Genomic DNA, 14,929 nt, shown 5'->3' on the forward strand with positions numbered 1-14,929 from the left:
TTATTCCCACCATCGCAAGGCACCATCAAATTTGGCTGGGGCTATTCAGTAGCCCTTATCGTTGTTGTTGCTTATCTCTGTCTTTTTTAAATACTCGCTGCAATCAGTTTTTAACAGGAAGGTCATTATGAAAAACGAGTCACTATTCAGTGAGATCAACCTGGGCCCTTATACCCTGAAAAACCGTATTGTTCTGCCACCGCTGACCCGCTCGCGTAGTTCCCAGCCCGGTAATATTGCCAATGACCTGATGGCCAACTACTACGCCCAGCGCGCGGGTGCTGGCTTTATGGTCACAGAGGGCACGCAAATCGAACCCAGGGGCCAGGGCTACGCTTGGACGCCCGGTATCTATTCGCAGCAGCAGGTCGAGGGCTGGAAAAAAGTCACTAAGGCCGTGCACGACCGAGGCGGTATCATCTTTGCTCAACTTTGGCATGTAGGGCGTGTATCCCACACCTCACTACAGCCAGGCGGCGAGGCACCGGTAGCACCGTCTGCAATCCGTGCAGATGCGGTTAAGGTATTTATCGAGACAGGGCCAGGAGAAGGCGCTTTAGCTGACCCCAGTGAGCCTCGCGCGCTGACGACAGAGGAAGTTAAAGCACTGGTTCAGCTCTATGCTCAGGCAGCGCGTAATGCCTTGGACGCCGGTTTCGACGGCGTTGAGCTGCACTGTGCCAACGGTTACTTGGTGAACCAGTTTATTTCCGAGCATACCAATCAGCGCGACGATGAGTACGGCGGCAGCCTGGAGAACCGATTGCGCTTTCTCAAAGAAATTGTTGCGGCGGTATCAGAAGAAGTCGGTAGCGATCGACTGGGTGTTCGTTTTGCTCCGCTATTTGAAAGTACCGATGAGGACCGTGTCTATCTTGGACTGGTCGAAAGCGATCCACACACAACTTATATCGAAGCCATCAAGCTGCTAAGCGATGCGGGTATTGCCTATCTATCACTGGCGGAGGCGGATTGGGATCAGGCTCCAGATCTTCCCGAGAACTTCTATCAAGAAGTGCGCGAAACTTTTAGCGGGCGCATTATGTACGCGGGCAAATATTCTCCGGAAAAAGCCTTGCGCGTAATGCAGGCAGGTAACGGGGATATCTTTGGCTTTGGTCGCCCATTTATTGCCAACCCGGATCTTCCTGAACGTATCCGCAATGAGTGGCCACTCAATCCGGTTGATCCGAATACCATGTATGGCGGTACCGACAAGGGCTACACCGATTACCCCCCTTATCAGCCGTAAGCTGCAGTGGTTCAAATTTGAGTTGACAGAATACCGATTAAAAAACTGGTTCTGTGCAATCAAATCTGAACCTCTCCCGGCCAATAACGGGAAATTAAAAAGACCTTAAACACCCAATCATAAAATCACACGACCAGTTGCAATGTCCATATTGCTTTCTGGAAGATAAAAAAAGCCCCAGTAAATACAGCTTGCTGGGGCTTTTTCTCAAACTCTTACGCTAATTTACACTCCCTTCGAGCGCTGCAAGATTTCCTTCAGCGGCTTTGGGCTACAGCTTATTCCTGCGTTTAAAGGACACTCCGTTCCTTAGTGAGTCAATTCCGCTATAACACTCGCTGAGTTAGGACAGGGTACCGTCAAAAGTTGAGACTCCATTCAGGAATCCAATTCAACGCCCAGGTCTCCAGAACCTTATCGAACCCACTCAGTACCATAATACCGAGCAGCAAAAGGATAATGCCGAGCGCCGTTTTGCCTCCAATGGCAAAAGCTCCAACGGAGGGCGACAGGCGACTGTAGATTTTCCGTGACAACCCTCCTGCCACCAGGAGCGCTGCGCCAGTGCCCAGTCCGAAAGCGAACATCACCATAAATGACTGGCCCAACTGCTGGCCCATAGAGGCCAGCGCAATAGCCGCACCCAGGGTGGGGCCTACACAGGGCAACCAGATGATTCCGGTGAGGAAGCCGATACCAAACTGCCCTGCCCAGGCACCATCACCGGTAATTCCCGCCCCTGCGGTGATTTTTGATAGACGCAGTGTCAACCAGTTGGAAAGCGGCTTTATCAATAGCACAAGGGCAACAGCGACAAGCAGGATCGCTGCAATATAGCGGAAGAGCTCAGGGTCCAACCCCAAAGAGATCAGCAAGAAACTCAGTACCGTGCCTGCCAGGGCGAATGACAGGCTGAGCCCGGTGGCCAGCGCATAAGGCCCCCAGCGCCCAGCACTGCTGGAAGCACCGACAACCATTGGCACCAGTGGCCAAACGCAGGGCGAGAGAATACTGAGCGTGCCTGCAATTAGCGCTAGGGGGATAGCACCGAGTTCAAGCATTTTCGCTACACGCCTTCACGGAATCAAAGATATTCTGACGGATCACATCGGCGCGTGTTTCGGCAACACTAAACCAGACCTGCTCTTCCCCACGGTAGAGCAGTAGGGTCGACTGCCGGGGCGCGCGGAAATGCTTGACCCACTTTTTTTGTTGGTCGAAATCCACATTTAGAATTGTCAGGCCACATTGGGGGTTGTCCTTCTGGAACTGTGCAAGAATCTTCCCCTGCTTCTTACAGGTAGGGCACCAATCAGCCCGCACATCAATCAATACCGGTTGCTTGGCAGCCTGCAACTCCATAAAACGCTCTTTAGAGAAGGGCTCTCCAGCTGATACATGGGGCACGATCAGAAGAAGGGAAGTTACAAACAGGGAGCGTAGGAGTAAGTGGAGAACGTTCATGCTAATCATATCCTCAGTATAAAAATGCACACCCCAGTGGAAAGGTAAAATTGGGTGCATTGACAACCTTAGTCGGAATAAGCCGAAAATCATTACACTCTCAGGAGAATAATTTCTTATAGGATACTCCCTGGATGGTTATGTTCACGTCTTACACATCTACTCTGGCTGGATTATTACCCTAAGCTATACCCAAGCCAATTTAGGATTAATAAGAAACCAGAAGCCTGAGTGAACAAGAAGATCAAACAAAAGAAATCTATTTCATTCTGAAGGTTGTTGCTGGTTCGCCGGTGGAACCGTAAAGATTCCTGGCTTTGCCGCTAGCCATAAACCCAGAGCCCAGAGCCCAGAGCCCAGAGCCCAGCCAATCTAATCCAATAGCCTACCCAAAAATAATTGAACGATGGGTATACAACACCGTATGAATGCTTTTTTATTTCTTTCCAATCTTTTTATGTATGACGACCAATATCAGTGGAATAACCAGCCAGCCCATAGACCAAACTACAGGACCGATGAAGGCAAGCCCAATAGTAAGTAGCGCGACAATAGGTTCTGTGGTGGCGGTCTTGAATACGTTATCTTTTTCTTTACGAGTCAAGGAAGCATTGGCGAATCCCCTCTTGCGAGCATACTGCCAACCTGCGAGCCCAATAAAGCCAGATAGCGCAAGGCATATACTCTGCCCAGCGGTGGACGAAATACTGACTAACTTAGGGTCACTAATCGCAAAATAGAGATAAAAACAAACAACAACTTGCTGCAATAACACCAGGGCCGTATGCGCATTGTTGGACTGCTCAACGGGCCCAAGTAATTTATGCGTCAGATTCCACTGTACCAGCGTTAACCCAACAGCAATAAATAGACGGAAAACTTCCTCGGAATGTTCCAGTAAAAGGCTCAGAAGCCCAAACTCAAGCTTGGTCCAAGCCATATCTTCCCCCGAAGGAAGATATAAAACGAAGTTGACAAAGAGAAGGGCGTAAGCGACATCAATAAAGTTCTCAAGTCGCTGCAAGCGGCGATGCCTGACTGCAATAGTTCCAGTGTCTACATGGTGCATAAAAGGGCCCTAACATTTAGCCACAATGAGTCTGGTTATAGCAGACACCGAACCCTTTTAGGCTACGGATCTTTAATGGAGGGGTATTAACTTTTAACGCACCCATCAAAAAATCAAAAAGTTCATTATTTTCAATGAGTTACATTAATCTTGTGATTCTCGATTCTCTTGCTGAACGAGCAGTTAAAACTGTATTCAACTGAATACTAAACAGGCATGTTGAATAAAAAGCAGACAGGTCGATTTTGATAATCGATTGACTTCAAAAAGAATCTACATAAGATCCTACAAAATTAACCCGGATAAACTCAGGCAACTTCTGAGCAACGATCAAATTGCAAAGCTTGGGAAGTAACCTTCCTTAAAAAGCATCGCTATTTTTAGGGTTAAATTCATACAACTTTTACAGCTAGAAGAAAAGATGCCCAAGATTTTTACCATTATTGCATTTGCCCTTGTCACCACTTCCTGTATGCAACTGGAAGTTAAGCCGGGCCGGGTTATCGGGGATACCGTGGACGCGGGCAAAGACGCCTACCAGAGTATTCAACGCAACCGCCGGGGCGAAGAAGAGAGAAGCTACTCACACAAAACCAGTTACGACCCCACCATCTCCAATGCCGCCAATATTGCTGGCTGTAAGCAGGAACTGATGGAGGTGGTTAGTGTGTCTGATCTAATGGTGTCCCAAGTGATTTCTGAGTCTTCAGAAGTTCTACTTCAAGACGGTGATAAAACCATTTACTGCGCAATGCAGGCGCTTGTACGCCCCAAGGCGTAAACGTGATGCCTTACCAACCAAAACGCCTGTGATTCCTTTGGGGGATACCCAGTGAAAAACGCGGTCGCCCATTGGTTTGGGGAAGACTTTGATAAGTTAAACCCTCTCTTGCGGCGACTGCACACACAGGGTGGACGTCTCTACGGCAAAGTGGATATCACGTTTGGTACCGGCATTTCTGGTCTGATTGGACGTCGAATTGCCGGTAAGCTGGGAATCCCCTCTCAAGCAGGCAAGGTCCCTTTTTCCGTAGAGATTCGTCACTCCCTGGAAACACTATTCTGGTCGCGCACCTTTGCCAATGGCCATACCATGACGTCGGAATTCCAACCGGTAAAAACCTTTAGACAAGGCGGCTATTGGATTGAGTCCAGCGGACCGGTCAATATCCAACTTGGTGTTTCAATAGAGGGAGGCAACTGGCAGTGGCTGCAGCAATCTGTGTCTATTTTTCAGCTTCCTATTCCCACGATATTGATGCCTAAAGTTTCAGCGGGGAAAGCGATCATCGACGCGCTTTACCAGTTTGAAGTGAAAATGGCTCTGCCCGTGCTGGGTTTTGCTTTTGGTTATTCGGGCAAACTGCTGGAATACGCCGAGCAGGCCTGAGTTGTAAGTGCTCACTTGCTGTGTGAATAGACACAGGACAGCCTCAATGAAAACGATAAGAGCAAGTTATGGAAAGTGAACTGCTATCGCTACGCGCGGAACTCGCCCTGCTTGAGCGGGACAATCAGCGCCGCTTAGAGACCTTTGAGCGAAGGCTGTCCGCCCTTGAAACGCAACTGCAGCGGAGGCAAGTAGAACAGCCTGTAGCAGTAGTAGAACTGGAAGATGAGCTGACGCTGCTGATGGGTAAGCCCCCTGAAACTCCTGGGACATCAGAACAAATCCAGCCCGCGGCCATATCCACAGCAGCCGCACCGCCCCAGCTAACCCCCTCCCAAGTCCACTCCACATCCAAAAAAACCGATAGACCACCGGTATCCACCGAATGGCTGCAAGAGGGACTGACAAGCCTGTTGGCACCGGCGTTGGAACCTCTCAATCGGGCCTGGGAACCCCTTGCCGGCTTTTATCGCCACTACCAACGCCAGGGCAAGGCGCCGGTATTCTTTATGACGGCAGCCGGTATCCTGGCCCTGGTGTTTGGCTTTGCTTACCTGTTGCAGCTCTCTTTCAATGCCTACCTCGGCCCGGCCGGGAAAGTTACCCTGGGCTTTTTGATTGCCGCGGCAACCACCTTTGGCGGTGTGACTTTTAGCCGGCGTATACCGCATATGGCGGACTACGGTTCCGGACTGATTGCGCTTGGGGTGATTCTTCTCTACCTGTGTGGATACTTTGCCGGGCCCTACTATCAGCTGGTACCCATTCCAGTTGGGGTTGGCCTATTGGTGGTAACGACAGGCCTATCGTATTTACTCGCCCTGTTGTTTCAAACGCGAGTAGTGTCCATGGTGACCCTCCTGGGGGGGGCCACCATGCCTTTGATTGCCAATCATTTCGACCCCTCGGCGGTTATCTATCTCAGCTATCTATTGGCACTCGCTCTCGCCATGCTGCACCTGTCCAGGCAAATACGCTGGCCGCAACTTGCGATGGTAACCATGGCTCTGAGCGCCGGTATGTTTGAGTATTCAATCTCAAACCTGGATGAGACAGCTGCTACCTGGGGGCCATTACTCATATTACATGGCTTCTTTTATGGCTTTGCTCACTACGCCTTGCGATGGATAAGCACTGAGGAAATAGAGTCCAAGGGCTTGGAGCCGAGGCGTTTAGTCATTATTGCCGCGAACCTGGTGTTGTTTATTCACATCAGCTGGTCCTTGGCCCCAAGCACTACGGCCGTGGGCGTTGTATGGCTGCTTAATCTTCTGCCCTGGATCGCCCTCGCGCTCTATTCTCGCCGGCTATTTGGTTACAGCACCACCAGTGATTCTGCACGAGTAGTGCAAAATATGGCCTTGTTGCACGGTGGATTACTGGCGGGTCTGGCAATCTTGGCACTATGCGGCCCGGCTTTACTGGGCGTCGTTTGGTGCCTTGAAGGGCTACTCCTGATTTTTCTTGGTGCGCGCTTTGGCTTTATCAGTGTGCGCAGCGAAGGTTACATTGCCCTCGCGATCGCTGGCCTAACCATGCTTTGGCAAGCGATCGCCTGGGTTGCGAGCGGAGTTGCGCCCGCTCCAGTGCTGCTGTCGTTAAATGCGGACGCGGGCTGGGGAAACTGGCTGGCACTCTGTGCGGCTGCCTTTGGACTCACCCACCTGTTGCGCCATTGTGCCGACCAAATTACTCCAAAGGAGCGCGATGTAGCCGCTCTCGCGGATGACGCTTTTGGGCTGTTTTTATCGGCCAGCTTTCTGTTGTCCATCGGAATTTTCTGGCCCCAGGGCATGTGGTTACTTGCCCTATTCCCAATGGGCTTTTTTATCTGGCGCGGCCAGCGTAATGGCTCAGTATTTAGCGAATGGCTGGGGCTCAGCCATTACCTGCTGCTGTTTATCCCGCTGCTGGCGAGTGCGTCAATTGTGGGTAACTTCCATTTCTACGATCAAATACCTTATGGAAAAATTGCCGGTATAGAAGCCTTCCTCAGCCTGTGGCTGCTGGCAGCGCTTTACCAACGCCTGGAAATGCAATCCCACGGCTTTACCCTGGCTCTCAATTTACGTAAGCTGTTTTATGCGTTGTTACCAGTATTTTTCCTTCCCACGGTACTCCATAAAGCCAGCGATTACTTTCCCATCGCCATGTGGCTATCCTGTGCTATCGCCCTACTCCTCTACTCACACCTACGGCTGGCATTATTGAAACAGGAGCTGCGTATTTTGGTTGCGGGCGCAAGCCTTGTGGCCCTATTTGGCTGTGCACTGCGAGAGTTTGAGAACTGGCAGGGAATGGCCATGAGTGGGCTACTTTTGGGACTCATAACTCTGGCAGGGTTCTTGTGGATTGGTCGAGGGTTACAGCAAAAGCCCCTTGGCCCAGATTGGCAGTTGGCTCTACACCAGGCACTCAAGCCAATTTTCCCATTGGCCTTTTACTATCTCGCGGCAACGTTGTTTATTATAAGCTACGCCCTGAGCCGAGACTTTGGCCTGGCCCTATTGTTGAGCCAACTGTACTTCGCCAGCCTGTATATCTTTAAACCCAAGCTGGCACCGCTGCGCAACCAGCTAATGCCGTTTTACATGCTGAGCTTGCGCCTATTTGAGTTTATTACCTTATTACAAGTTGTTGCAGTAGTTACCAATTCCAGCAAGGCGCCGCTACTGGGACTATATAACCTGACTGCCCTGGGGATTGCTACGCTATTGGTTTACCGGCGTTTCTTCGCCAGTCGAGCCGTATGGCCGGGTCGTAGACTGTTCAATCTGTGGGTGCTGCACCTGACAGCCATCCCGGTGTATATCGCCCTACTGGCACAGTTACTCGAAACCATGTGGCTACCGGCAATATCTTTTGCCCTGGTGGTGCATGCGACGCTGCTGCTGTTCCAGACGCTGAAACCCGACACCCAAAAACTGTTGAAGCTCTCACTGCTTTTATTTGCTATGGCCGCGCTGAAGATCGTACTGTGGGATATGCAGGACTTCTCACTGATACAGAAAATTGTCGTTTGTATGTTGGTGGGGCTGTGTATGCTGGGGGCAGCGTTTCAGTATCAGAAATTTTTGTCCCGGAGCAGTCTGCCTCAATAAGCGGACTGTTAACCGATACGCATATCGGAAGTTTGGTATCAACAGGCTTCCGATTGCTTACCTGCCCATTTGAGAGCAGGTACCATTCGCTCCAACGACACTCATAGAGCCCCAATAGCTAGCCGGCTAGTATTAGGCAGTTCCAAAGAAAATGAATATCCCCATAGATTTTAGACATATATCCCAACAACTCCCCAATAACAGCCTAGTTAGAGGAAAAGATTACTTTCGAAATGGCAAAGTTCAGGCATTTAATGTGTCCCACGGTGGCAAAACCATCACCGGAAAGGTAAGCGGTTCCTATGCCAGCCACTACAATCTGCAGATAGAGATAATCGAAGACCCTGTTATGGGGGGATTCGAAATTGATGGCGAATGTTCCTGCCCTGTGGGGTACAACTGCAAACATGTAGCCGCTGTATTGATGGCAGCTGTTAATGAGATCCAGAAGACATCCAAACTGGTGTCAAATAGCACAAACTGGGAGAGTTGGCAGAACAATATTATAGGAAAACAGCGTGAAACCGTGCTTGATTCACCATCACAGCGAGACCTGCTCTACACCTTGGATTGGGACGATCGATATAGCCCTGCGCATGCGAGAGTTAATGTCTATTCAGCCCGACCACTCAAAAAAGGTGGCTATGGCAAGCCTCAGCGCGAGTACTTCCATATTAACAGCAGCCTTGCCATATCAAAAATTGACCAGAAGATTTTTGGCCTTCAACAACTACTCTCACAGTCCTTCTTCAGGAAAGCCATATCTGGAGAGGAAGGTGCGCTTCTATTGAGAAACCTACTGGTCAGTCAGCGCTTCTTCAGTGATATCGATTCTCTAACCCCGATTAATTGGGGTGAAGCGGTCAAGCTGGAACTCAGCTGGGAAGAAAGCAAGAACAGTGCACAGTTGCAAATAGATATGCCTGACCTCCCCGATGGCTGGAAACTAATACCCACCGAACCACCTTGCTATTTTTCCCCCAAAGAAAACATCATTGGTCCTATTATAAGTCCGGTGGATGGTGAGGCTCTAAATGACTTCACAACTATGCCCGCCATTTCTAAAAGTGAAATGGGCAATGCTATTATCTTTCTTAACAACCATTATGGCAGTGAACATTTACCCACTCCAAAATCACTGCCTGTAATACAAGTGAATGATTCATTGCGGCCGGTCTTAATCCTAAAATCGATCCCCAATCCGGGCGGGATTGAAAGTACCCATACGGCCAGTTTTCACATTCATTATGGCCCGGTAATAATTCCCGCAGAGGAAATTCTTGCAGAGAATCGCCCAGAAAATAATATCTACCCCCAAGAAAATAAGCTTTATAGAGTGGAGCGGAATTTTCATCACGAAGCCGCTGTACTGAAAGATCTGATGCAGTGGCAGTGGAGCCTGAGTGCTAACGAAGCCGGTGAACCCACTCTATTCTTCTCCGATGGCGAAACCGATCAAACGCCGATAGAGCGCTGGCACGATTTCCTCAATGGGGGCATCCCAAGGCTTGAAGAAGCGGGCTGGATCGTTGAATTCGAAGATGACTTTTCTCTAAAAGTACACGAGATTGAAGATTGGGAATGGCAAACAGATCAATCTTCCAATGACTGGTTTTCCCTGAGTGCAACCGTAGATATTGAAGGCCAACCCATTCACCTGGCCCCACTAATATTACAATATTTGGAATCAGGTTATGCGGCTACCGATGAAGAAGACATATTAGTACCTCTCGGCCCAGACCAGTATATCCGTCTACCCAGTGCACTATTTCACAACCTCTTCGCAGTTTTAGAGGAGTGGTATGACAGCGAATCCCAAAGCCTCAAGGTACCCAGGTTTGCTATGCCGGAGCTGCCTAATGCCGATTCAGCTTGGCAGGGCAATAAAGATCTAAAAGCCCTGGCTAAGAACCTACAAAAGGGCCCGCAAAGTATCAAACCACCCAGGGCCCTGAAGGCACAGTTACGCCCCTACCAGCAAACGGGTTTTGAATGGCTACAACACCTGCGCAAGCTCGGTATGAATGGCATTCTGGCCGACGATATGGGCCTGGGTAAAACCTTGCAGGGATTGGCTCATATTCTCAAAGAAAAAGAGAGCCGGCGCCTGATAAACCCCGCCCTGGTGGTTGTACCCACCAGCTTGGTTGGTAACTGGCTCAACGAAGCCCAGCGCTTTGCCCCAACATTAAAAGCACTATTACTTCACGGCAGTGATCGGCATGAGGATTTCCCACTCATTCCCGAATCAGACCTGGTCATAACCACCTACCCACTGATTGTAAGGGACAGTGATCTATTAAAAGAATATAACTTTCATTTATTGATCCTCGATGAAGCCCAGGTGATTAAAAATCCCAAATCAAAAGCGGCACAATTGCTCCGCACCCTCACGGCTCAGCACAAGGTATGCCTGACCGGAACACCGCTGGAAAACCACTTGGGCGAGTTGTGGGCACTGTTTGACTACCTGATGCCCGGCTTTCTACACAGCCAGAAAAGGTTTAACGGCCTTTATCGTAATCCCATTGAAAAGCAGGCCAATGAGCATAAACAGGGAATTCTGAACCAGAGAATCGCTCCATTTATTTTACGCCGAACCAAACAGGAAGTTGCCACGGAGCTTCCGTCAAAGACAGAAATCATACAGCGGGTTACTCTCGATACCGCCCAAGCCGCACTCTACGAAACCGTGCGTTCGGCGATGGAAAAGCGAGTAAGGGACCTGATGAAAAAGAAAGGGCTCAACCGATCTCATATCGAGATGCTGGATGCCCTATTAAAGCTGCGACAAATTTGCTGTGACCCCGGACTGGTCAAACTAGAGAAGGCAAAAAAAGTTAAGCAATCAGCCAAGCTGGAAGCACTGATGGATATGCTCCCGGAAATGGTGGAGGAAGGCCGCAAGGTACTTTTATTCTCCCAGTTCACCGAGATGCTCGGCAAGATTGAAACTGCCCTGGAAGAACAGGCAATACCCTATGTAAAACTGACCGGGCGCACGCGCAAGCGCCAGGAAGCGATTGACGCCTTCCAAAATGGCGATATTCCTGTGTTCCTGATCAGCCTAAAAGCCGGGGGAGTCGGCTTGAACCTCACTGCTGCCGATACGGTTATACATTACGATCCCTGGTGGAATCCCGCAGTGGAGAACCAAGCAACCGACCGCGCATACCGCATCGGCCAGGATAAGCCGGTGTTTGTGTATAAGTTTATCTGTGAGAATACCGTCGAGGAAAAAATCATCGATATGCAGTCGCACAAGCAAGCGCTGGCAGATGCGATTTATGATAAAGATGGTAAAAATATAACTATGGATTCTGATCAGTGGCTGTCACTGTTCCAGGATTAAATCACTCAAGAGGGGCTCCATGGGGGCCCTGATACTTCCGAGACTAATCCTCTTCTGGATTGACTCAATCGGTTAACGCCGATAGCACCTCTTAACAACCCTTCCTTCATCAATAGTTAAACAACCCGTCAATTTTAGGTAGGATCACAGTCATACAAAGGTACGTTTCATGAGTATCAAACGCTAAGCCCAAAGGGTAGTGAGCCTTAGCCTTCATTGTATAATCTGAACCTGCCATTGGAGGAAATGTGTCAGCGATAGATCTCAGTCTGTCTACAAACTTCAGCTTTCTTGCCAAACACGATACTCTTTTGGTCCAACTAGCCTCCAGCACCAAGAGCGTCGTCATATAACCGCAGCCACCTAACCCGTAAAAAAGCAAAAAATATCCCCGGTAGCACCCGGCGCTGCTGAGTATTACACAAGGAAGTCCCATGGCCCTAAACTTGCGCGAAAGCGTTTTTGAGATACTGCGCAAACACCGCGAGCCGCCACTGCCCCCCCGCCAGATCACGGAAAAAATATTGGAGTTTCACCCCGAGGCCTGCGCAGCAAAACTGGCCCGCAGTGACTCGCTCAATACCCAGAGCGCACTGCTCCAGCAGATAACCGCCGAGATCCGCGCCTCGCGCCCGCGCCTGCGCCTGCGCCTGCGCCTGCAAAAAAATTACCGGCAGATAAAAACCCTGGAAACCCGGCCGCGCAAATTCTATTACAGCGAGGCCAGTGCCACCGAGGAGATCACCCGCACGGAATCCACCCCGAAAACTGCCACTAGAAATACCCTCGCACTCAAAAAGCACAGCGAGGCCCAGCTCTACCTGCCACTCGGAAAATATCTCCGTGCCGAATTTAAGCTGCGCAGCATGCGTATCGACGAAAGGCGCAGCTCCAATAGCAAAGGCCCCAAGGGCAACCGCTGGCTGTTCCCGGATATCGTCGCCCTGGAAGACCTCACCGACAGTTGGGACGAAGAAATCCTCGCCTGCGCCAGTCAGTACGCCGACCAGCGCACCCGCCTCTGGTCCTTTGAAGTCAAATGCCTACTCAACCGCGCCAACAGCCGCGAGTGCTTCTTCCAAGCCCTGTCCAACTCCTCCTGGGCCAATCTCGGCTACCTGGTCGCCGCCGAAATTGAAGACAGCGATACCCTAAAAGGACTGCGCCTGCTCTGCGCCGCCCACGGTATCGGCTTAATGCTGCTGGATACCGAAAACCCAGCGGAAAGCCAAATCCTGATCCCTGCCCGCGAGCGCGCGGCCATCGACTGGGATATCGCCAACCGCCTCGCGGAAGAGAACAAAGACTTCCTCGCCTACATCAAGAATATTCGCCACTTCTACCAAACCGGCGACCCGCGCCGCTCGGATTGGCAAGCCACTGGCGATGAGTAAGCAGCACTTAAGGCCATGATTAATGCCTTTTAAGAAGTTAACGAATCAGACTTTTAACGAACTAATGAACTCGATACCGGGGAAGTTTGCAGAACCATGAGAAAATTTTCCATCTCGAAGCCTACAAGAGAACATCTTGAAAAGATTCTCTTAAATGTTAGCTATCTATATTTAACTTTAGTTATCTACCAAGTGTACACCGAAGGCGACATTTTTGACCTACAGTATCTATCCAACCTAGATATGCAAAACGCCAACACCATTTTCGCGACCAGTTTTCTTGCGTTCCTATTTATTTCTTGTTCAGTTTGTATTATTTATCGCATACGATACCTACAAGCCGGCAAACCTTTCATATCCGAACCGCAAAAACAACACCTGTCCAAAATCAACTCAGCTATTTGGTATAGCTATTTTACCTTATTTATTTTTCAACTATTTACTGAGGGTGATATTTTTGACTACGAGTATTTTTCCAGCTTAATCATACAAAGCGACTCCTTAATCCCTGTAGGTATTCTCATACCACTCTGCATAATGATGTACTTCTTGGGGATCATTTACCATACCTGGCTTCTGCTAAAGCTGTCCTTAATTCAGCACCAATCAAATTCAGTTGGTGAGCAGGGGTAAAGATGCCTATTTTATTGGCGAATAAAATAAGCACTTGTATTTGGCTTTATAAGTCAATTGAAACATTGGTTACACTTCGGAAGCGAGCAGTCAAAAATGAAAGAACAAAAAGATAAACGGTACTCATCTACCAAATTTCATAGAAACCATTTTCCACCAACAATACTTGATCCATAACCTGCCTGCTTACTGTACGAACGTACCTCAAAAAGGAACTTCCTCACAATAAAAATGTGAAACAGTTTGCACTTTACAATAAATAGCCAGCACTATAATACGGCGGCCAAAATCCCGTAAGCGCTAGCGTTGTGGATAGGAACCACCAAGTCTATGTTTGAACGCCTCTTTGCCTCAAGAAAAAAGCCGTTTGTCCCAAATCGGGACAAACTTGAAACACTGACTGCCAACTTGTCCGGTAGCCGCTTTAGTATCTCATTACCGCCCAATAGCGTGCCCGATATTAATGAGGAATATTATGGTCCCCGTATTGATATCTATAACCGGGAAGCCTATGACGATCTAAGTCGCGGCAAATGGTACCAAGAGGGAAGAATGCCAGGGCAGTCCATTATTAAGCGTAACTGGGGTTTTTATGGACCGCCCTGGATTTCCATGGAATATGGATTCGTAACGCTATCAATCAGGATCTATCGGGTAGATGATATACCGGAAGGTATGAGTTGTTTTAATCCAAGTAACTTTGAACAGGTAATTTTAAGAGATCTATATTTCCAATATGGTCCCGCAAACATCAATTCATGGCCCAGTTTAACCCCCATTAACTGGGAGAAAAAAACGATAAACGGTAATGACTGGCTCTATTGTGAAGCCTACCGAAAGTGTACTGAAGCTGAGGTCCAGGCAAATCCATTTAATGAAGCCATGTTCAGTTCACAACTATACACTCCTCTTGATGACCAATATTTTATTGATATTTACTTCAATGCCATTGGTTATGCCCCAGCCAATTACAGTATCACCGCCATGAATCACTTGATGAGCGATATTTACTCAAGCCTTAATCTGGAATTGAGTCCGGCTATGCAACAGAGAAAGAGAGAAGTCATTCAACAATTCCCGAATTCGAAATTTAGCGATACACGCAATCCAGAACCTTGGATTTATCATGAATTTCGTGAGAGCGATGACGAAAGTGGAGAAGACCCTTTTGTAATAGTTAAGAAGGGAACTCCACCACCAAAATTTACCCCCCAGTAAATTATTTTAGATTTTAATTAATGATAAGGAGATCTTATGCCCGCTTTTAGAGCAGG

At 49.0% G+C, this 14,929-nt stretch carries 10 protein-coding genes; 7 read left to right on the forward strand and 3 right to left on the reverse strand.

Annotated features, from left to right (window positions below; all coding sequences use genetic code 11):
- Nucleotides 1-127: 127 nt before the first annotated feature.
- Nucleotides 128-1,252, forward strand: a complete 1,125-nt coding sequence (locus Q1A69_RS00690; protein ID WP_299579548.1) for an alkene reductase — start codon at nt 128-130, stop codon at nt 1,250-1,252.
- Between the two features lie 359 nt (nt 1,253-1,611).
- Here Q1A69_RS00690 and Q1A69_RS00695 read toward each other — a convergent pair whose 3' ends face one another.
- The 3 genes from Q1A69_RS00695 to Q1A69_RS00705 form a co-directional block, all read right to left on the reverse strand.
- Nucleotides 1,612-2,313 (reverse strand): cytochrome c biogenesis protein CcdA, encoded by a 702-nt coding sequence (locus Q1A69_RS00695; RefSeq protein WP_299579551.1) that lies wholly within the window; start codon nt 2,311-2,313, stop codon nt 1,612-1,614.
- On the reverse strand, nt 2,306-2,716 hold the full coding sequence (locus Q1A69_RS00700; RefSeq protein ID WP_299579554.1) for a thioredoxin family protein: 411 nt from the start codon (nt 2,714-2,716) through the stop codon (nt 2,306-2,308). Before Q1A69_RS00700 ends, Q1A69_RS00695 begins: the two co-directional genes overlap by 8 nt.
- A gap of 436 nt (nt 2,717-3,152) precedes the next feature.
- Complete coding sequence (locus Q1A69_RS00705) at nt 3,153-3,785, reverse strand: hypothetical protein (protein ID WP_299579557.1); 633 nt, start codon at nt 3,783-3,785, stop codon at nt 3,153-3,155.
- A 421-nt stretch (nt 3,786-4,206) separates the two neighbouring features.
- On the opposite strand from Q1A69_RS00705, the gene Q1A69_RS00710 reads away from it, so the two are divergent.
- The 6 genes from Q1A69_RS00710 (at nt 4,207) to Q1A69_RS00735 (ending at nt 14,873) form a co-directional block, all read left to right on the forward strand.
- On the forward strand, nt 4,207-4,566 hold the full coding sequence (locus tag Q1A69_RS00710; RefSeq protein ID WP_299579560.1) for a hypothetical protein: 360 nt from the start codon (nt 4,207-4,209) through the stop codon (nt 4,564-4,566).
- Between the two features lie 51 nt (nt 4,567-4,617).
- Entirely contained in the window at nt 4,618-5,175 is a 558-nt protein-coding gene (locus tag Q1A69_RS00715) for a DUF4166 domain-containing protein (protein WP_299579563.1), read from the forward strand.
- Nucleotides 5,176-5,243: 68 nt separating this feature from the next.
- Entirely contained in the window at nt 5,244-8,276 is a 3,033-nt protein-coding gene (locus tag Q1A69_RS00720; protein WP_299579566.1) for a DUF2339 domain-containing protein, read from the forward strand.
- Between the two features lie 151 nt (nt 8,277-8,427).
- Complete coding sequence (locus tag Q1A69_RS00725) at nt 8,428-11,628, forward strand: DEAD/DEAH box helicase (RefSeq protein WP_299579569.1); 3,201 nt, start codon at nt 8,428-8,430, stop codon at nt 11,626-11,628.
- A gap of 434 nt (nt 11,629-12,062) precedes the next feature.
- Nucleotides 12,063-13,022, forward strand: a complete 960-nt coding sequence (locus Q1A69_RS00730; RefSeq protein WP_299579572.1) for a hypothetical protein — start codon at nt 12,063-12,065, stop codon at nt 13,020-13,022.
- A gap of 963 nt (nt 13,023-13,985) precedes the next feature.
- A complete protein-coding gene (locus Q1A69_RS00735; protein WP_299579575.1) occupies nt 13,986-14,873 on the forward strand; it encodes a hypothetical protein in 888 nt (295 codons plus the stop codon).
- Nucleotides 14,874-14,929: the final 56 nt, after the last annotated feature.

Source organism: uncultured Microbulbifer sp. (assembly GCF_947498635.1).
Taxonomy (GTDB): domain Bacteria; phylum Pseudomonadota; class Gammaproteobacteria; order Pseudomonadales; family Cellvibrionaceae; genus Microbulbifer; species Microbulbifer echini.

Coding starts and splice junctions, on each gene's coding strand:
- Q1A69_RS00690 (WP_299579548.1), top strand. CDS start 128: ATGAAAAACGAGTCACTATTCAGTGAGATCAACCTGGGCCCTTATACC.
- Q1A69_RS00695 (WP_299579551.1), bottom strand. CDS start 2,313: ATGCTTGAACTCGGTGCTATCCCCCTAGCGCTAATTGCAGGCACGCTC.
- Q1A69_RS00700 (WP_299579554.1), bottom strand. CDS start 2,716: ATGAACGTTCTCCACTTACTCCTACGCTCCCTGTTTGTAACTTCCCTT.
- Q1A69_RS00705 (WP_299579557.1), bottom strand. CDS start 3,785: ATGCACCATGTAGACACTGGAACTATTGCAGTCAGGCATCGCCGCTTG.
- Q1A69_RS00710 (WP_299579560.1), top strand. CDS start 4,207: ATGCCCAAGATTTTTACCATTATTGCATTTGCCCTTGTCACCACTTCC.
- Q1A69_RS00720 (WP_299579566.1), top strand. CDS start 5,244: ATGGAAAGTGAACTGCTATCGCTACGCGCGGAACTCGCCCTGCTTGAG.
- Q1A69_RS00725 (WP_299579569.1), top strand. CDS start 8,428: ATGAATATCCCCATAGATTTTAGACATATATCCCAACAACTCCCCAAT.
- Q1A69_RS00730 (WP_299579572.1), top strand. CDS start 12,063: ATGGCCCTAAACTTGCGCGAAAGCGTTTTTGAGATACTGCGCAAACAC.
- Q1A69_RS00735 (WP_299579575.1), top strand. CDS start 13,986: ATGTTTGAACGCCTCTTTGCCTCAAGAAAAAAGCCGTTTGTCCCAAAT.